Genomic DNA, 18,138 nt, shown 5'->3' on the forward strand with positions numbered 1-18,138 from the left:
CAGCCGAATAAGCTGGTCGTACAACTATCGCAGATGGCGGCAACGAGTTCCATCGCCGGGGCCTTCGGTCGTTGCGCAGGTATTGTCACGCATCGCGCAACAGGTCGTGCGCGTTAAGCAAGCTGAAGGCGATTTCCGGGCGCTTTTCCAGGCCGCGACGGATCGCCGCCGGGATCGACTGCCGGGTCTTGCGGCACAAGCCTGGCAACTCCTCAATGTCAATGTGGATGCCGCGCATGCTGCGCACTTCGTTGAAGCCCGGTGCGATATGAAGGCGAACCCCGAGCTGTTCGTAGATTCGTCGCTGCATGCGCTCAAGATCAGCTAGGTCTTCCAGATTTTCCAAGCGGTAAAGCAAGCGGTTCTCCTCCTGGCGGGTCAGCCGGAGGATGCGCAGGTCACTGCTGCTGGACGCTTCGAGCAACTGATCGCGCCCGCAGATGCAGGTGGCAGGCGGGCAGGGCTGACGTATTGGCACGGGAGCGTTCATGGGCTGGTCATAGACATGATCGTTGAGGTGTTAAATATCTCGCAGCCGAAGCGGCCCAACACTTAGCGATTTATTCTGGCTCAGACAATGCTCTTCAATACCCGACCTTGTCTGGAAGAGGTAACAGGCGTAACAGCTGTCTGCAGACGGGGCCGGAACCCGCAAGCGCTCTCTTCAGTTATATCGCCCACCAGTCCCGCCAATACTGAACCTGCCCGCACCGATCAGAGCGACGGCGATTGACCCAAATAGAAACATGCCTTGAAGCTCAAGGGCCCAGCCACCCATTTGGCCGAGCGAGAACAGCTCCTGTAGATGGGCGAGTCCAAATGCGACGAGCATATTGCCTGCTATGAGCAACGCACCAATTCGTGTGAATACGCCGAGAATCACCAACGCCGGCGCAATTACCTCACCTATATATACGCCATAAGCGAAAAAAGCGGGCAGCCCATGACTGGCTAGCATGCCTGCGATCCCATCGATACCGTTCTGCAGCTTGAAAAGGCCATGCAGGAGAATAAGCACACCCAGCGAAACCCTTAACACCAGCTTTCCCAAATCATCGGCCATGGTTCATTCACCCTTCATGTTCAGGATCGGTAGCCGCGCAAATAGAAGATAGACCACTCACGCTGGCGCTGCACTGGCAACCCTCTGTAGAAGGCGCGGTAGGCGGGCTGCTTTGCCCATCCGCGCTGGGTGAGTGCGTCGGTCGCGATCCCGTTTTTTGAACAGCGTTAGCGACGCCGTTTACAGCTGGCAGCGTTTGGCGTTTCGACAGCTATAAACTAACCCCGCGCGACTCTGTTTTCTTGTGCCTGATCAGCGGGGTGACTTCTCCGATACGAGCCACTAGAATGCTTGCCCATTCTGGGGCCGGAATGCCGGCTTATGTCTGTGCAACGAGGAAAATCCATGCAAGTTTCTGTTGAAAGCACCTCCGCTCTTGAGCGCCGCATGACCATTGGCGTGCCGGTCGAGCGCATCGAGACCGAAGTCAACAAGCGTCTGCAACAGACCGCCAGCCGTGCAAAGATCCCAGGCTTCCGTCCCGGCAAGGTGCCGATGAGCGTCATCCGCCAGCGTTACGAGGCCGCTGCACGCCAGGAAGCATTGGGTGACCTTATTCAGGCAACCTTCTATGAGGCTGTCGTTGCCGAGAAGCTGAACCCGGCTGGCGCTCCGGCGGTCGAGCCTAAGGTGTTCGAAAAGGGCAAGGATCTGGAGTACGTCGCAACGTTTGAAGTGTTCCCTGAATTCAAAGTTGCCGGTTTGGACGATATCGAAGTCGAGCGTCTGCAGGCTGAAGTAGCCGATGCTGACGTAGACAATATGCTTGAAATCCTGCGCAAGCAGAACACCCGTTTTGAAAAGGTTGATCGTGCTGCCGAAGACGGTGATCAGCTGAATATCGATTTCGTTGGAAAGATTGACGGTGAAGCTTTCGCTGGCGGATCGGCGCAGGGTACGCAGCTTGTTCTGGGCTCCGGTCGTATGATTCCTGGCTTCGAGTCCGCACTGGTTGGTGCCAAGGCAGGCGAAGAGAAAGTCATCAATCCGACCTTCCCCGAGGACTATCAGAATCTAGATCTGGCAGGGAAGACAGCTGAATTCACTGTTACTGTCAACAGCGTAGAGGCTCCGCAACTGCCGGAGCTGAACGACGAATTCTTCGCTCAGTTCGGCGTGCAGGAAGGTGGTCTTGAAGGCTTCCGTGCTGAAGTCAAGAAGAACATGGAGCGCGAGCTGCGCCAGTCTATCAAGACCAAGGTCAAAAACCAGGTCATGGAAGGTCTGGTTAGCGCCAACCCGATCGAAGTGCCAAAAGCCCTGATCGACAACGAAGTGAACCGTCTACGTGTTCAGGCCGTTCAGCAGTTCGGCGGCAATATCAAGCCTGATCAGCTACCTGCTGAGTTGTTCGAAGAGCAGGCCAAGCGCCGTGTCGTGCTGGGTCTGATCGTTGCTGAGGTGGTCAAGCAATACGAGCTGAAGCCAGACGATGCACGCGTTCGCGAACTGATCGAGGAAATGGCGTCCGCTTATCAAGAGCCTGAGCAGGTCGTGTCCTGGTACTACAAGAACGATGAGCAGTTGAACGAAGTCCGGTCTGTTGTGCTCGAAGAGCAAGTTGTAGATACTGTTCTGCAGCAGGCTAAAGTGACCGACAAATCGGTCTCCTACGAAGAAGCAGTGAAGCCTGCGGAAGCCCCGCAAGCTGCCTGAGATCCTTCAATCGTTTAATGCACATTCATAAGCCAGCCTCGAGCTGGCTTATGTCTTTGCGGCGTAATATAGGGAGTATCGTTGGACATGTCCGGCAATCCGTTTATGCAAGCACCAGACATTCAGGCCGCCGGCGGCCTCGTGCCGATGGTTATCGAGCAGTCCGCTCGTGGCGAGCGCGCGTACGACATCTATTCCCGCCTCCTCAAAGAGCGGGTGATCTTCATGGTCGGCCAGGTCGAAGACTACATGGCCAACTTGATCGTCGCGCAGATGCTGTTCCTCGAGGCCGAAAACCCAGAGAAGGATATTCACCTGTATATCAATTCGCCTGGTGGATCGGTGACTGCCGGCATGGCTATCTACGACACCATGCAGTTCATCAAAGCAGATGTTTCTACAACCTGTATCGGTCAGGCGTGCAGCATGGGAGCATTCCTCCTGGCTGGCGGGGCCAAAGGCAAGCGATTCTGCCTTCCGAATGCCAGGGTAATGATTCATCAGCCACTTGGTGGGTTCCAAGGGCAGGCGTCGGATATTGATATCCATGCCCGTGAGATTCTTTTCATTCGCGAGCGTCTGAATCAGTTGCTGGCCCACCATACGGGTCAGGATCTGGAAACGATTGAGCGCGACACCAATCGCGACTACTTCATGAGTGCCACACGGGCGCTGGAATACGGGGTTGTCGATGCGGTTCATGAGAAGCGGCAGCTGCCGGTCTAACGCTGGTCTAGGAGGGCGTAGTTAGCGGGCATCCGTCATGTGCGCTTTGCGCGCCCTTGAAAATGCCTGCATTTGCCTTCATCTTGTATTACAAGCCTTCCCCGATTGGATCGATCGAATGACTGACACCCGCAACGGCGAGGATTCCGGCAAGCTGCTCTATTGCTCTTTCTGCGGCAAAAGCCAGCATGAAGTACGCAAGTTGATTGCCGGCCCCTCGGTTTTTATTTGTGACGAGTGCGTCGACCTTTGCAACGACATCATCCGCGAGGAGGTGCAAGAAGCACAGGCCGAGAGCACATCGCAAAAGCTGCCTGCCCCCAAGGAAATTAGCGGCATCCTCGACCAGTACGTGATTGGTCAGGAGCGCGCGAAGAAGATCCTGGCTGTGGCTGTGTACAACCATTACAAGCGATTAAATCAGCGCGACAAGAAGGAAGAAGTCGAGCTGGGCAAGAGCAACATACTGCTCATTGGGCCGACCGGCTCAGGCAAGACGTTACTTGCGGAGACGCTGGCCCGGTTGCTGAATGTTCCCTTCACCATCGCCGACGCTACCACGCTGACTGAAGCCGGGTACGTGGGCGAAGACGTTGAGAATATCATCCAGAAGCTGCTGCAGAAGTGCGATTACGATGTAGAAAAAGCCCAGATGGGTATCGTCTATATCGATGAAATCGATAAGATTTCGCGCAAGTCTGACAACCCGTCGATAACTCGCGATGTCTCGGGTGAAGGCGTGCAGCAGGCGCTGCTGAAGCTGATCGAAGGCACGGTCGCTTCTGTTCCGCCGCAGGGTGGTCGTAAGCATCCGCAGCAGGAGTTCCTGCAGGTAGATACACGAAACATTCTGTTCATCTGCGGCGGTGCGTTTGCTGGCCTTGAGAAGGTTATTCAGGGTCGCTCGACTAAAGGCGGGATCGGTTTCAATGCAGAAGTTCGCAGCATGGACCCGGGCAAGAAGATCGGTGAGTCGCTGCGCTCGGTTGAGCCGGACGATCTCGTCAAGTTCGGTCTGATCCCTGAGTTCGTGGGCCGTCTGCCTGTAATCGCAACCCTTGATGAACTCGACGAGGCGGCGCTGATTCAGATCCTCACGGAGCCGAAGAACGCGCTGACCAAGCAATACAGCAAGCTTTTCGAGCTGGAAGGTGTCGATCTTGAGTTCCGTAACGATGCCCTGAAAGCAGTGGCAACTCGGGCGCTAGAGCGCAAGACGGGTGCCCGAGGTCTGCGTTCGATTCTCGAGGGTGTATTGCTGGATACCATGTATGAGATCCCTTCCCAGAAGGACGTCAGCAAGGTGGTCATCGACGAGAGCGTCATCGAAGGAACATCCCAGCCGCTGCTGATCTACGAGAACAGCGAGCCGCCTGCCAAGGCCGCGCCTGACGCGTGACAGAACAAGGGGCCTCCGGGCCCCTTTGCTTTTCTACCGACTCCTTGTTTTTTGTGTTGCGCGCCCTCATCTTGATCGCCAAGGGTATGAATTTCCCGTTTACCGCCGTATGGCCGTCGTAGAGCTGAATTTATGAAGACAACCATCGAATTGCCCCTTTTGCCGCTGCGCGACGTAGTGGTCTACCCGCACATGGTGATTCCGCTGTTCGTTGGGCGGGAAAAATCCATCGAGGCCCTTGAAGCCGCCATGGCTGGCGACAAGCAGATATTGCTCTTGGCCCAGAAGAACCCTGCCGACGACGACCCAAGCGAAGACGGGCTCTATAGTGTGGGTACAGTCGCGACGGTGCTGCAACTGCTGAAGCTGCCGGATGGCACTGTAAAAGTGCTTGTTGAAGGCGAGCAACGTGGCGTCATCGACCGCTTTTTCGACGTCGAGGACCATTGTCGAGCGGAGGTTGTACTGATCGACGAGTCGGAGATCGAAGAGCGCGAATCGGAAGTTTTTACTCGCAGCCTTCTGAGCCAGTTCGAGCAGTATGTTCAATTGGGTAAAAAGGTGCCGGCAGAGGTGCTTACCTCGCTTGCAAGCATTGACGAGCCGGCGCGTCTGGTTGACACCATGGCCGCGCACATGGCGCTAAAGATCGAGCAGAAGCAGGCGATTCTCGAAATCACCGATCTGCCGGCTCGTGTCGAACATGTGCTGGCCTTGCTTGATGCTGAGATAGACCTCCTACAGGTCGAGAAACGCATCCGTGGTCGCGTCAAGAAGCAGATGGAGCGCAGTCAGCGTGAGTACTATTTGAATGAGCAAATGAAAGCCATTCAAAAAGAGCTCGGCGATATCGACGAAGGCCACAATGAAGTTGATGATCTCAAGAAGCGCATCGAGAATGCCGGGCTGACCAAGGACGCCTATGCCAAGGCGACGACAGAGCTGAACAAGCTTAAGCAGATGTCGCCTATGTCGGCTGAAGCCACCGTAGTGCGGACTTACATCGATTGGTTGGTCAACGTGCCGTGGAAAGCGGCTAGCAAGGTTCGCCTCGATCTCGCCAAGGCTGAGGAGGTGCTGGATACCGATCACTATGGCCTGGAAGAGGTCAAGGATCGAATTCTTGAATACCTCGCGGTGCAAAAGCGTGTAAAGAAACTGAAAGGTCCGGTTTTGTGTCTGGTTGGCCCGCCGGGCGTGGGTAAGACTTCGCTCGCAGAATCGATTGCCCGTTCGACCAATCGTAAATTTGTGCGTATGGCACTGGGTGGTGTACGAGATGAGGCCGAGATTCGTGGACATCGTCGCACCTATATCGGCTCTATGCCCGGTCGGTTGATTCAGAAGATGAGCAAAGTCGGGGTTCGCAACCCACTTTTCTTGCTCGATGAGATCGACAAGATGGGCAACGACATGCGTGGAGACCCTGCATCTGCGCTGCTTGAAGTGCTTGATCCTGAGCAGAACCACAACTTCAACGATCACTATCTGGAGGTCGACTACGACCTGTCCGACGTGATGTTTCTGTGCACCGCGAACTCCATGAACATTCCAGCCCCGCTGCTGGATCGCATGGAAATCATTCGGCTGCCCGGCTATACGGAAGACGAGAAGATCAACATTGCGATTCGCTATCTGGTCCCCAAACAGGTCCAGGCCAACGGGCTGAAGAAGACCGAGCTGCTGTTCGATGATGAGGCTATCCGCGACATCATTCGCTATTACACCCGAGAGGCCGGCGTTCGCGGACTAGAGCGGCAGATAGCGAAAGTATGCCGCAAGGTAGTGAAGGAGCATGCGGCCGATAAGCGCTTTGAAGTCAACGTTACTGCTGAGTCGCTTGAGCACTTTCTAGGCGTTCGCAAATTCCGCTATGGGCTTGCGGAGCAGCAAGACCAGATCGGTCAGGTTACCGGCTTGGCATGGACTCAGGTGGGCGGCGAACTGCTTACCATCGAAGCCGCGGTTGTGCCTGGAAAGGGGCGGCTGACCAAAACCGGCTCATTGGGCGATGTGATGGGTGAGTCGATCACGGCTGCCCTCACGGTGGTGCGTAGTCGCGCTAAAAGCCTTGGTATCGCCGTCGATTTTCACGAGAAGCAGGATATCCATATCCATGTTCCGGAAGGTGCCACACCAAAGGATGGACCTAGCGCAGGTATCGGTATGTGTACGGCACTGGTCTCGGCATTGACCCAGATTCCGGTTCGGGCTGAGGTCGCTATGACCGGAGAAATTACCTTGCGTGGACAGGTGCTCGCTATTGGTGGTTTGAAAGAGAAACTGCTCGCGGCACACCGTGGCGGTATCAAGACGGTGATCATTCCTGAAGAAAATCAGCGTGATCTGAAAGAGATTCCTGACAATATTAAGCAGGACCTGCAGATTAAACCGGTTAAGTGGATTGACGAAGTCCTCCAAATTGCGCTGCAATACGCGCCGGAGCCCTTGCCCGATGCGGCTCCTGATATCGTTGCAAAGGATGACAAGCGCGAGTCTGATTCCAAGGAGCGAATCAGCACGCATTAGTCCGAAAGGCTTTGTTGACACATATTTGGCGGCCTTCATATTAGCCGGCCTTATTGTGTAGTTGCTATTTCGGCATCGCTTCGTTTACACCTAAAAAATTATAGATACGACTCAACAGAAATAAGGGGACTTAGAGTGAACAAGTCGGAACTGATCGATGCTATCGCCGCATCTGCTGATATCCCGAAAGCTGTTGCTGGCCGCGCGCTGGATGCAGTAATTGAATCCGTCACAGGCGCTCTGAAGGCTGGTGATTCCGTGGTGCTGGTTGGTTTCGGTACTTTTGCTGTCAAGGAGCGCGCAGCGCGTACTGGCCGCAACCCTCAGACAGGCAAGCCGATCGACATCGCTGCAGCCAAGATCCCAGGCTTCAAGGCAGGCAAGGCCCTTAAAGACGCCGTTAACTAAGCGTTTTCGATCCGCCAGTTGCCAGTTAGCGCTGGACCTGGCTTGGAGCGGTCATTCGAACTGGCACTGCTTGTTTCGGGCTTGGGGGAATAGGCCCAGCTGCTCCAAAAGCTCCGAGAAGGCGCATCCCTGGATGCGCCTTTCTTTTTATCCGGATTCCGCGCTGCACTGAAAACCGCGCAGCTGACTCCTGGGGGACGCATGCTTCAGAACATCAGGGACAACTCACAAGGCTGGATTGCCAAAACTATCATTGGCATCATCGTGATGCTGTTGGCGTTGACCGGCTTTGACGCCATCTTCAACGCGGCCAGCAATAGCCGTAATGCCGCTGAGGTCAACGGTGAGGAAATCTCACTGGACGAGCTCAACCAGGCCATGAACATGCAGCGTCGCCAACTGGCTCAGCAGCTCGGAGGTAACTTCGATCCATCAATGCTGGACGACAAGCTGGTACGCGAATCATCGCTGCGTGCCCTTATTGATCGAGCGTTGTTGCTGCAGGGCGCCCGCGATGCAGATTTCGCGTTTTCCGAAACAGCGCTTGATCAACTGATCCTGCAGACGCCTGAGTTTGCCGTCGACGGCGTGTTCAATGCCGCACGGTTCGATCAGGTCATTCAGCAGATGGGCTATACCCGGCTGCAGTTTCGTGAGCTGTTGAAGCAGGAAATGTTGATTGGTCAGCTTCGCGCCGGCATATCCGGTTCCGGTTTCGTCACAGATGAGCAGATCGAAGCGTTTGCTCGGCTGGAACTGCAGACACGTGATTTCGCAACAATTACCGTGCCGGCTGAAACCGCCGCGGTTGACGTGAGCAATGACGAGGCGCGCGAGTATTACGAGAAGAATACCGACCGTTTTCGCTCGCCTGAGCAGGTCATCCTCGAGTATCTCGAACTGAACAAGGAGTCATTCTTTGATCAAGTCGAGGTTTCTGAGGAGGATATCAAGGACCTGTATCAGCAGCGCATTGCCAACCTAGCAGAGCAGCGCCGTGCGGCGCATATCCTGATCGAAACCGACGGCAGCGACGACGCGACTGCCAAGGAAAAGATCGACGAGGTTGCTAAGCGTTTGGCCTCTGGCGAGGACTTCTCGGCGTTGGCTAAAGAGCTTTCACAAGATCCAGGTTCCGCGAACGAAGGGGGCGATCTCGGCTTTGCCGGTCCGGGCGTTTATGACCCGGCATTCGAGGAGACGCTCTACGGACTGGAGGAAGGTCAGGTTTCTGCGCCGGTTCGTTCCGACTTCGGCTGGCACCTGATCAAGCTGCTTGGCGTTCAGTCACCAGAGATCCCCACACTGGAAAGCTTGAAGCCGGAGCTGGTGCGCGAACTCAAGGCCCAGCAGGTCGAACAACGTTTTGTTGAAGCTAGCAAGCAGCTCGAGGACACCGCGTTTGAGTCATCTGATCTTCTCCAGCCGGCCCAGGAACTGGGACTTTCAGTGCAAACGACCGAGGCGTTCGGGCGCGAGGGCGGGGCTGGCGTCGCTGCGAATAGGCAGGTTATCCAGGCTGCGTTCAGTGATGAGGTTTTGGTCGACGGCGCTAATAGTGGTGTGATCGAACTGGATCCGGATACCGTCGTTGCGGTGCGTGTAAAAGAGCACCTGCAACCCGAAGTGTTGCCTTTCGACGCAGTGAAGGACGACATCATTGCTCAGCTCAAGAGTAGCAAGGCTGCAGAGCAAGCGCTGGCGAAAGGCGAGCAGCTGATCGCTACGCTGCGTGATGGCGGGCAGGTCGAGCAGCAGTGGCAACCGGTCGAGGCTGCTTCGCGTAGCCAGGAAGGGGTTGAGCCGGCGGTGCTTCAGCAAGTCTTTCGGATGCCAAAACCGGAGGCAAGTGACAAGCCGAGTTACGGCAGTGTGCGTCTGTCTGACGGGGATTTCATCGTGGTTCGTCTAAGCGGTGTAAGCGAGCCAAAAGCCGAACTCTCGGAGGAAGACAAGCAGAACTATCGTCGCTTCCTGGCTTCACGCAGTGGTCAACAGGATTTCGCTGCCTACCGCCAAATGCTGCATGAAAACGCAGAGATCGAGACGTTCTGACTGAACGCTAGCGCAAAAAAAACCCGCATCATATGCGGGTTTTTTTTGGGGCGCTGGATCAGTCTTCCATCGCACCCATCGCGGTGGTGTTGAAGCCGCCGTCGACATAGAGAATTTCACCGCTGATCCCCGATGCCAGATCTGAGCTGAGGAAGGCGCCAGCATTGCCAACCTCGTCAATAGTTACGTTGCGGCGCAGGGGGGTTTGCTTTTCGTTGGCTGCCAGCATCTTGCGGAAGCTCTTGATCCCTGAGGCAGCCAGCGTACGAATGGGTCCCGCAGACACAGCGTTGACGCGGGTGCCTTCAGCGCCCAGGCTGCCGGCGAGGTAGCGAACACCGGCTTCGAGGCTGGCCTTGGCCATGCCCATGACGTTGTAATTGGGCATGGTGCGCTCGGCACCGAGGTAGGAAAGCGTCAGGATGCTGCCATTGCGTCCCTTCATCATTGGGCGTCCGGCCTTGGCCAGCGCAACGAGGCTGTAGGCGCTGATGTCGTGGGCGATGCGGAAACCTTCACGAGTAGTAACCTCGGTGAAATCGCCATCGAGCTGATCACCTGGGGCGAAACCTACCGAGTGGACGATGCCGTCCAGACCGTCCCACTTCTTGCCGAGCTCTTCGAAGACCTTGTTGATCTCCTCGTCACTGGCAACATCGCATGGGAAGCACAACTCTGGGCCCGAGCCCCAGCCAGCGGCGAACTCTTCGACGCGGCCCTTGAGCTTCTCGTTCTGATAGGTGAACGCCAGCTCGGCGCCTTCACGGTGCATGGCCGCGGCGATCCCGGAGGCAATCGACAATTTGCTGGCAACGCCAACGATCAATACGCGCTTACCGGTAAGAAAACCCATGTGCTTTTCCCTCTTCTGGTTGTTCATCAGTGGCTGGAACCATGAAAGCCGATTCCAGCAACTGCTGTGTGTATGGATGTTGGGGAGCGGCAAAGATTGCCTCTGCCATTCCCTGTTCTACGACTTTGCCTTGCTTGACCACCATCATCTGGTGGCTCATCGCCCGTACCACCGCCAAATCATGACTGATGAACAGGTAGGTCAGGTTGTACTTGGCCTGGAGTGAGCGCAGTAGCTCCACCACTTGGCGTTGCACCGTTCGGTCCAATGCCGAGGTCGGTTCATCAAGCAGAATCAGGTCCGGCTTGAGGACCAACGCCCTGGCTATTGCAATTCGCTGCCGTTGACCTCCAGAAAACTCGTGGGGATAGCGGTGCCGACTTTCAGGGTCGAGTCCAACCTCCACCAGTGCATCGATGATTGCTTGTGCTTGTTCCTCGGAAGAACCCAAACCATGGATGCTGAGTCCTTCCCCGACGATCTGTCCCACCGACATGCGCGGGCTCAGGCTGCCGAAGGGATCTTGAAAAACGACCTGCATTTGCCGCCGCAGTGGGCGCACCGCCCGTTGCGACATGGTTTCCAACGCCTGGTTCTGAAAACGGATTTCGCCGCTGCTCGAAATCAGGCGAAGAATAGCCAAACCCAGCGTGGACTTCCCCGAGCCGCTTTCGCCCACAATGCCCAGCGTCTGGCCTTTTGGCAGGTTGAACGTGACGCCATCGACTGCCTTGATATGGTCGACGGTGTGTCTGAAAAGTCCCTTCTTGATAGGGAACCAGACCCGAAGATCATTCACTTCCAGCAGTGTCGGCGCCGACGCTTCGACCGTTACCGGCCCGCCGCTAGGCTCTGCTCCAAGCAGCTCCTTTGTATAGGGGTGCTGCGGTGATCGGAACAATTCCTCGCAAGGTGCTTGTTCGACGACGCAACCACTCTTCATGACACATACATGGTTGGCGATTCGGCGAACCAGGTTCAGGTCGTGGCTGATCAGCAATAGGGCCATGCCCAGGCGCGCCTGAAGCTCCTTGAGCAGCTCAAGTATTTTCAGCTGCACCGTCACGTCCAGCGCCGTTGTCGGTTCGTCGGCAATCAACAACTCGGGTTCGTTCGCCAGTGCCATGGCGATTACCACGCGCTGGCGCTGACCGCCCGAGAGTTCGTGGGGATAGGCTCGGATCCGTTTGGTGGGTTCAGGTATCCCAACCAGCTCAAGCAGCTCAAGGGTGCGGGCCGTAGCTGCCTTGCTGTTGAGACCCTTATGGATCCGCAGCACTTCGTTGATCTGCTTGCCTATGGTGTGCAGCGGGTTGAGCGAGGTCATCGGTTCTTGAAACACCATGGCGATCCGATCTCCACGGATGCCGCGCATGCGTTTCTCGGACGCCTGGAGTAAATCTTCACCTGCATAGCGAATTACACCTGCCGGGTGTTGCGCGATGGGGTAGGGCAGCAGACGCAGGATTGAGTGCGCTGTGACCGACTTGCCCGAGCCGCTCTCACCCACTAGCGCCAACGTCTCGCCTTTGCGGATATCGAAGCTCACGCCCGTCACCACGCGCTGTGCCTGGCCATTGGTAACGAACTCGACCGCCAGATTGCGGACCTCAATAACGTTCTCGGTCATGCTATTTCCTTGGGTCGAAAGCATCGCGAGCCGCCTCGCCGATAAACACCAAAAGGGTCAGCATGATAGCCAGCACCATGAATGCACTGATTCCAAGCCACGGCGCCTGCAAGTTCGACTTGCCCTGTGCCACAAGCTCGCCTAGCGAAGGAGCGCCGGGCGGTAAACCAAAGCCAAGAAAATCCAAGGCGGTCAAGGTGCCGATCGCTCCGGTCAGGATGAACGGCATGAATGTCATGGTCGAAACCATGGCGTTGGGCAAAATGTGGCGGAACATGATGGCGCCGTTGCGCATGCCCAGCGCGCGGGCCGCCCGCACGTATTCCAGGTTGCGACCGCGCAGGAACTCAGCCCTGACGACATCGACCAAACTCATCCAGGAAAACAACAGCATGATGCCGAGCAGCCACCAGAAGTTGGGCTGCACGAAGCTGGCGAGGATGATCAGCAGATAAAGCACCGGTAGGCCGGACCATATTTCCAGTACTCGCTGACCCACAAGGTCGACCCAGCCGCCGTAGAAACCCTGTAGAGCGCCGGCAATCACACCGATAACCGAGCTGATCAGGGTGAGTGTCAGCGCGAACAAAACCGAAATCCGGAACCCGTAGATAACTCTTGCCAGCACGTCGCGCCCCTGGTCATCGGTGCCCAGCCAGTTTTCCCATGATGGCGGAGCGGGGGCAGGCACCTGCAGGTCGTAGTTGATGCTGGAGTGATGAAAAGGAATCGGTGGCCAGATCATCCAGCCGTCCTTCTTCTCGATCAGTTCCTGAATGTAGGGGCCTTTGTAGTTTGCCTGGAGCGGAAACTCGCCGCCAAAGACAGTTTCTGGATAGCGTTTGAACACCGGGACATACCAGTCGCCGTCGAAACGGACCAGGATCGGCTTGTCGTTGGCAATCAGCTCGGCGCCGAGACTCAAGATGAACAATGCCAGGAATACCCAAAGCGACCACCAGCCGCGCTTGTGTGCCTTGAACAGGGCGAAGCGGCGCTGGTTCAACGGTGACAGCGTCATTTCAAGCCTCCCTGCTTTCGAAGTCGATTCTCGGGTCGACGAGCGTATAGGTCAGGTCACCGATCAGCTTGACCACCAGACCGAGCAAGGTGAACAGGAACAGTGTGCCGAAAACGACTGGATAATCGCGATTGATGGCTGCCTCGAAACTGAGCAGGCCAAGTCCGTCGAGGGAAAAAATCACTTCGATCAGCAACGATCCTGTGAAGAACATGCCGATGAAGGCTGATGGGAAACCAGCGATGATAATCAGCATCGCGTTGCGAAACACGTGGCCGTACAGCACGCGATTCTTGCTCAGGCCTTTGGCGCGCGCTGTGATCACGTACTGCTTGTTGATTTCATCGAGAAAGCTGTTTTTGGTCAGTAGAGTAAGTGTCGCAAAGTTGCCGATTACCAATGCCGTAACCGGAAGGGCCAGGTGCCAGAAATAGTCGATGATCTTGCCGGTAAGCGACAATTCATCGAAGTTTCCCGAAGTGAGTCCCCGCAGCGGAAACCAGTTCCAATAGCTGCCACCCGCGAACAGTACGATGAGCAGGATGGCGAAAAGAAACGCCGGTATCGCATAGCCGACGATAATGGCTGAGCTGGTCCATACATCGAATGCGCTGCCATGCCGAGTTGCCTTGGCGATCCCCAGCGGGATCGACGCCAAGTACATGATGAGCGTGCTCCACAGTCCCAGCGAGATCGATACCGGCATCTTTTCTATGATCAGATCGGTCACGCTGGCGTCGCGAAAGAAGCTTTCACCGAAATCCAACCGCAGGTAATTGCTGAGCATGATCCAGAAACGCTCTGGCGCCGGCTTGTCGAAGCCGTACAGGCGTTCGATCTCGGCAATCAGGTCTGGGTCCAGGCCTTGCCCGCCTCGATAGCTATTACTGCCAGTCGCGACCTCGGATCCTCCACCGGCAATCCTGCTGGTTGCGCCCTCGAAGCCCTCAAGCTTGGCGATTGCCTGTTCAACAGGCCCCCCCGGGGCGGCCTGGATGATGATGAAGTTGATCAGCAAGATACCGAACAGCGTCGGGATAATGAGCAATAGGCGCCGGAAAACATACGCGAGCATGCTTATTGCTCCGTCGCACGGGTGGCGCGGGTCTCTGGTCCGGTCGCCGGCTCCTCGCCAATCTGTTCTGGCTCAGGCTTGCTTACATCTGGCTTGTTCCACCAAGTCATCAACCCGACATCGTAGAGGGGTGTGATCTCTGGATGGCCTAGATGACTCCAGTACGCAACGCGCCATGTCTTGATGTGCCAGTTGGGAATCACGTAGTGACCTGAGAGCAATACGCGATCAAGTGCGCGAGTGCGCGTAATAAGCTCGTCTCGCGAATCAGAGGCAATCAGTTTTTCTACCAGCACGTCGATGGCGGGATCTTTTAACCCGATGTAATTGCGGCTTCCCGGATTATCAGCACTCGCCGAGTGCCAATACTCACGCTGCTCATTACCGGGTGAGCTTGATTGGCCGAAGCCGCTGACGATCATGTCGTAATCGCGCGAACGCAACCGATTTATGTATTGCGAGACATCGACGCGGCGGAGCTCCAGTTCGATACCCAAGCTGGCGAGGTTTCGCTTGTAGGGCAGCAGCACGCGCTCGAAATCTGCCTGCACCAACAAGAACTCGAGTTTGACCGGCTTGCCTTCGGCGTCCACCATCTGGTCGTTTTCGATTTTCCAGCCCGCCGCAGTCAGCAGCTCGTAGGCCCGGCGTTGCTGCGCGCGAATGATGCCGTCGGCGTTGGTTTTCGGAAGTTCAAAGGGTTTCTCGAACACCTGATCGGGAATCTGGCCGCGTAGAGGTTCGAGAATATTCAGCTCCTGCTTGCTGGGCAGGCCCGAGGAAGCGAGCTCGGAGTTATCGAAGTAGCTGGTGGTGCGTGTGTAGGCGCCATTGAACAGCTGGCGATTTGTCCACTCGAAGTCGAACAGCAGCCCTAGAGCTTCACGGACTCTGGCATCCTGCAGCCGGTCCCTGCGGGTGTTGAAGATGAATCCCTGCATGCCTTGGGGGTTGTGATTGGCGATATCTTCCCTGATGATCCGTCCATCTCTGACGGCGTCGATATCGTAGGCAGTGGCCCAGTTCTTCGCGCTGGTTTCCAGCCAATAATCAAAATGACCCGCCTTGAAGGCCTGGAGTGCGACGGTGTTATCGCGGTAGTAATCGATGTTGATTTGGTCAAAGTTATAGAAACCTCGATTTACCGGCAGATCCTTGCCCCAATAGTCTTCGACTCGGGCATAACGGACTGAACGACCCGCTTCTGCACGCTCGATGCGGTAGGGACCGCTGCCCAACGGCGCTTCCATGCTGCCAGCGGCAAAGTCTTTTCCTTCCCACCAATGCTTGGGCAGGACGGGCAGCTGTCCGAGAATCAATGGAAGTTCTCGGTTGCCTGCGTGCTTGAAATCAAATCGAACGCGCCGCGAGTCTTCGATCACGGCTTTTTCGACATCAGCGTAGTAACCGCGGTAGTGCGGTGCGCCCTTGCTGATCAGCGTTTCGAAGGAGAACACGACATCTTCAGCTTCAACCGGCTCGCCGTCTTGAAATCGCGCTTCCGGCCGCAAGTAGAACCGCACCCACTCGTTGTTCGGACCCTTCTCGATCTTTTCTGCCAATAGCCCGTAGACCGTGAATGGCTCATCCAGGCTGTTGGTTGTTAGGGTGTCATATACCAGGCCGATATCGTCTGCAGCCACGCCTTTGTTGATAAAGGGGTTGAGCGAATCAAAACTTCCGAAGCCCGCCTGGCGTAGCGTTCCGCCTTTAGGCGCATCCGGATTCACGTAGTCGAAATGAGAAAAGCCCGGCGGATATTTGGGTTTCTCACCGTATAGCGTCAGTGCATGTTGCGGTGCCGCTTCGGCCAGACCGGTGAGCAGGAGGAGGGCGAAGGTGCCCGCGTGTAGAAACAACCGTCGTGTGTTGCTTGTCATTGAGCCTTCTCCAGGTCCTTCAACCACCACGCTCGCAATCCCAGGGTGTAGGGCGGTGTGGTGATGTGGGCGAACCGATTGCGGTATGCCAGACGGTGGTAACTGATGTACCAGTTGGGGATGGTGTAGTGATTCCAGAGCAGCACCCGGTCGATGGCGCGTGCGGCGGCAATCTGCTCTTCGCGGGTCTTGGCTGCGAGCAACTTCTCGATCAGTGCGTCGACGATGGGGTTGGCAATGCCGGCATAGTTGCGACCGCCTTTTACATTCACCTGGCTGGAGTGGAAATACAGCCACTGTTCCAATCCCGGACTGAGGCTCTGCCCCAGCGTTGTCAGAATCATGTCGTAGTCGTATTGGTCAAGCCGCTGCTTGTACTGCGCACCGTCGACGGTTCGCAAACGGGCCGATATGCCAATCCGTGAAAGGTTCTCGACGTAAGGCTGAAGTATCCGCTCCAGCCCTGGATTTACGAGCAGAATTTCAAATCTGAAGGCATGCCCGGCCTTGTCGCGAAGGCCTTCGGGGGTGAGTTTCCAGCCAGCATCCTTAAGCAGAGCCAGCGCCTTGCGCAAGGTATCGCGTGGAATCCCTCGGCCATCGGTTTTCGGCAATTTGAACGGCTCTGTGAAGAGCTGCGCCGGTAGTTGCTCTCGAAACGGCGACAGCAGTAGCCACTCACCGCCTTCCGGCTTCCCGATCGCGGAGAACACACTGTTCGGATAGTAGCTCTCGCTGCGCTGATAGGCACCATAGAACAGCGCGCGGTTGGTCCACTCGAAATCAAACAGCAGACCGAGTGCCTGGCGCACCCTGATGTCTGCAAAGGTCGAACGACGCCCGTTCATGAACAGTGCTTGGGTCTGGGTAGGGATCTCATGCGGAATCTCTGCGCGAATGACATCGCCACGCAGAACCGCCGGAAACTGATAGCCGTTGGCCCAGTTTTTTGCCTGATGCTCGATATAAAAATCGAACTCACCAACCTTGAACGCTTCGAAGGCGACCGTCGTATCGCGATAGAACTCTACGTCGACCTGGCCGAAATTATATTTGCCGCGATTAGCAGGCAGGTCGGCGCCCCACCAATTCTTCACCCGTTCGAAGGTCACTCGACGACCTGGCTGCACATCGCTGATTCGGTAAGGGCCACTGCCCAGTGGCGGCTCGAACGTGGTTGCGCGGAAATCTCGGTCTTTCCAATAGTGTTGCGGCAGTACCGGCAGCTCGCCAAGGCGCATGATCAGCAAAGGCTGGCCTGGTTTGTCGAACACGAAACGGATTCGATGGCGATTGAGTATGTCGACGCGCTCAACGCCCTGCAGATCGGTGCGATAGCGAGGATGTCCATCTTTGACCAACAGCCGATAAGAAAAGGCGACGTCGTAAGCGGTGATAGGGCGTCCGTCATGAAAGCGGGCCGAATCACGTAAATTGAAGACCACCCAGCTATGGTTGTCGCTGTATTCGATGGTCTCGGCAATGAGTCCATAGGCGGAAGCAGGTTCATCGCCCGACGGATCGTAAACGCCGGTGCCCACCATCAGCGGTTCGTTCAGCTCCGAGACGCCGTACTGGAAGAATCCGGGTGTAGCGGTTGGGCTGGTCCCCTTGAAGGTGTAGGGATTAAGCGTGTCGAACGTGCCGGATGCCATCAGTCGTACGTGGCCACCCTTGGGCGCATCGGGATTCACCCAATCGAAATGGGTATAGTCCTCAGCATATTTAAGGGTGCCGAACTGCGCATATCCGTGGCTTTCGCTGATCGTGGCAAAAGAGGGAAAGCTCAGTCCCAGGCAGCTCAGCAGTAATAGGATGGGTCGCATCAAACAGTGAATCCGAT

14 protein-coding genes are annotated in these 18,138 nt (G+C 56.2%); 6 read left to right on the plus strand and 8 right to left on the minus strand.

The window, feature by feature from the left end; genetic code table 11:
- Window positions 1-85 precede the first annotated feature (85 nt).
- Window positions 86-490: a hypothetical protein gene (locus AAGW23_RS15035; protein WP_342407188.1), complete on the minus strand. Its 405-nt coding sequence runs from the start codon at window positions 488-490 to the stop codon at window positions 86-88.
- Between the two features lie 174 nt (window positions 491-664).
- Window positions 665-1,063 (minus strand): DoxX family protein, encoded by a 399-nt coding sequence (locus tag AAGW23_RS15040; RefSeq protein ID WP_200636917.1) that lies wholly within the window; start codon window positions 1,061-1,063, stop codon window positions 665-667.
- A 345-nt stretch (window positions 1,064-1,408) separates the two neighbouring features.
- On the opposite strand from AAGW23_RS15040, the gene tig reads away from it, so the two are divergent.
- The 6 genes from tig to AAGW23_RS15070 all read left to right on the plus strand — a co-directional run bounded on the left by tig (window position 1,409) and on the right by AAGW23_RS15070 (window position 9,836).
- Window positions 1,409-2,719 (plus strand): trigger factor, encoded by a 1,311-nt coding sequence (tig, locus tag AAGW23_RS15045; protein ID WP_342407189.1) that lies wholly within the window; start codon window positions 1,409-1,411, stop codon window positions 2,717-2,719.
- 87 nt (window positions 2,720-2,806) lie between these two features.
- Entirely contained in the window at window positions 2,807-3,445 is a 639-nt protein-coding gene (gene clpP / locus AAGW23_RS15050) for an ATP-dependent Clp endopeptidase proteolytic subunit ClpP (RefSeq protein WP_073300029.1), read from the plus strand.
- A gap of 118 nt (window positions 3,446-3,563) precedes the next feature.
- Complete coding sequence (gene clpX / locus AAGW23_RS15055; RefSeq protein WP_102835360.1) at window positions 3,564-4,844, plus strand: ATP-dependent Clp protease ATP-binding subunit ClpX; 1,281 nt, start codon at window positions 3,564-3,566, stop codon at window positions 4,842-4,844.
- Window positions 4,845-4,976: 132 nt separating this feature from the next.
- The gene (gene lon / locus AAGW23_RS15060) at window positions 4,977-7,373 is read left to right on the plus strand and encodes an endopeptidase La (protein WP_342407190.1); all 2,397 of its coding nucleotides are present in this window, start codon (window positions 4,977-4,979) and stop codon (window positions 7,371-7,373) included.
- Between the two features lie 135 nt (window positions 7,374-7,508).
- A complete protein-coding gene (hupB, locus tag AAGW23_RS15065) occupies window positions 7,509-7,781 on the plus strand; it encodes a nucleoid-associated protein HU-beta (protein ID WP_019339231.1) in 273 nt (90 codons plus the stop codon).
- 201 nt (window positions 7,782-7,982) lie between these two features.
- Complete coding sequence (locus AAGW23_RS15070; protein ID WP_342407191.1) at window positions 7,983-9,836, plus strand: SurA N-terminal domain-containing protein; 1,854 nt, start codon at window positions 7,983-7,985, stop codon at window positions 9,834-9,836.
- A gap of 58 nt (window positions 9,837-9,894) precedes the next feature.
- On the opposite strand, the gene fabI is transcribed toward AAGW23_RS15070, so the two are convergent.
- Genes fabI through AAGW23_RS15100 form a run of 6 tightly spaced genes read right to left on the minus strand, consistent with a single transcriptional unit; the run spans window position 9,895 to window position 18,121 of the window.
- A complete protein-coding gene (gene fabI / locus AAGW23_RS15075) occupies window positions 9,895-10,689 on the minus strand; it encodes an enoyl-ACP reductase FabI (RefSeq protein WP_342407192.1) in 795 nt (264 codons plus the stop codon).
- Window positions 10,670-12,319: an ABC transporter ATP-binding protein gene (locus AAGW23_RS15080; protein ID WP_342407193.1), complete on the minus strand. Its 1,650-nt coding sequence runs from the start codon at window positions 12,317-12,319 to the stop codon at window positions 10,670-10,672. The genes fabI and AAGW23_RS15080 overlap by 20 nt, the downstream gene beginning before the upstream one ends.
- A 1-nt stretch (window position 12,320) precedes the next feature.
- The gene (locus AAGW23_RS15085; protein WP_342407194.1) at window positions 12,321-13,340 is read right to left on the minus strand and encodes an ABC transporter permease; all 1,020 of its coding nucleotides are present in this window, start codon (window positions 13,338-13,340) and stop codon (window positions 12,321-12,323) included.
- A gap of 1 nt (window position 13,341) precedes the next feature.
- Window positions 13,342-14,415: a microcin C ABC transporter permease YejB gene (locus AAGW23_RS15090; protein ID WP_342407195.1), complete on the minus strand. Its 1,074-nt coding sequence runs from the start codon at window positions 14,413-14,415 to the stop codon at window positions 13,342-13,344.
- 2 nt (window positions 14,416-14,417) lie between these two features.
- Entirely contained in the window at window positions 14,418-16,295 is a 1,878-nt protein-coding gene (locus AAGW23_RS15095) for an extracellular solute-binding protein (RefSeq protein WP_342407196.1), read from the minus strand.
- Window positions 16,292-18,121, minus strand: coding sequence for an extracellular solute-binding protein (locus AAGW23_RS15100; RefSeq protein WP_342407221.1), 1,830 nt, complete (start codon window positions 18,119-18,121; stop codon window positions 16,292-16,294). The genes AAGW23_RS15095 and AAGW23_RS15100 overlap by 4 nt, the downstream gene beginning before the upstream one ends.
- Window positions 18,122-18,138: the final 17 nt, after the last annotated feature.

It is taken from the genome of Stutzerimonas chloritidismutans (assembly GCF_038562055.1).
Lineage (GTDB): Bacteria > Pseudomonadota > Gammaproteobacteria > Pseudomonadales > Pseudomonadaceae > Stutzerimonas > Stutzerimonas chloritidismutans_A.

Coding starts and splice junctions, on each gene's coding strand:
- fabI (WP_342407192.1), bottom strand. CDS start 10,689: ATGGGTTTTCTTACCGGTAAGCGCGTATTGATCGTTGGCGTTGCCAGC.
- AAGW23_RS15090 (WP_342407195.1), bottom strand. CDS start 14,415: ATGCTCGCGTATGTTTTCCGGCGCCTATTGCTCATTATCCCGACGCTG.
- AAGW23_RS15100 (WP_342407221.1), bottom strand. CDS start 18,121: ATGCGACCCATCCTATTACTGCTGAGCTGCCTGGGACTGAGCTTTCCC.
- clpX (WP_102835360.1), top strand. CDS start 3,564: ATGACTGACACCCGCAACGGCGAGGATTCCGGCAAGCTGCTCTATTGC.
- AAGW23_RS15040 (WP_200636917.1), bottom strand. CDS start 1,063: ATGGCCGATGATTTGGGAAAGCTGGTGTTAAGGGTTTCGCTGGGTGTG.
- AAGW23_RS15070 (WP_342407191.1), top strand. CDS start 7,983: ATGCTTCAGAACATCAGGGACAACTCACAAGGCTGGATTGCCAAAACT.
- AAGW23_RS15095 (WP_342407196.1), bottom strand. CDS start 16,295: ATGACAAGCAACACACGACGGTTGTTTCTACACGCGGGCACCTTCGCC.
- AAGW23_RS15085 (WP_342407194.1), bottom strand. CDS start 13,340: ATGACGCTGTCACCGTTGAACCAGCGCCGCTTCGCCCTGTTCAAGGCA.
- tig (WP_342407189.1), top strand. CDS start 1,409: ATGCAAGTTTCTGTTGAAAGCACCTCCGCTCTTGAGCGCCGCATGACC.
- AAGW23_RS15080 (WP_342407193.1), bottom strand. CDS start 12,319: ATGACCGAGAACGTTATTGAGGTCCGCAATCTGGCGGTCGAGTTCGTT.
- lon (WP_342407190.1), top strand. CDS start 4,977: ATGAAGACAACCATCGAATTGCCCCTTTTGCCGCTGCGCGACGTAGTG.
- clpP (WP_073300029.1), top strand. CDS start 2,807: ATGTCCGGCAATCCGTTTATGCAAGCACCAGACATTCAGGCCGCCGGC.
- AAGW23_RS15035 (WP_342407188.1), bottom strand. CDS start 490: ATGAACGCTCCCGTGCCAATACGTCAGCCCTGCCCGCCTGCCACCTGC.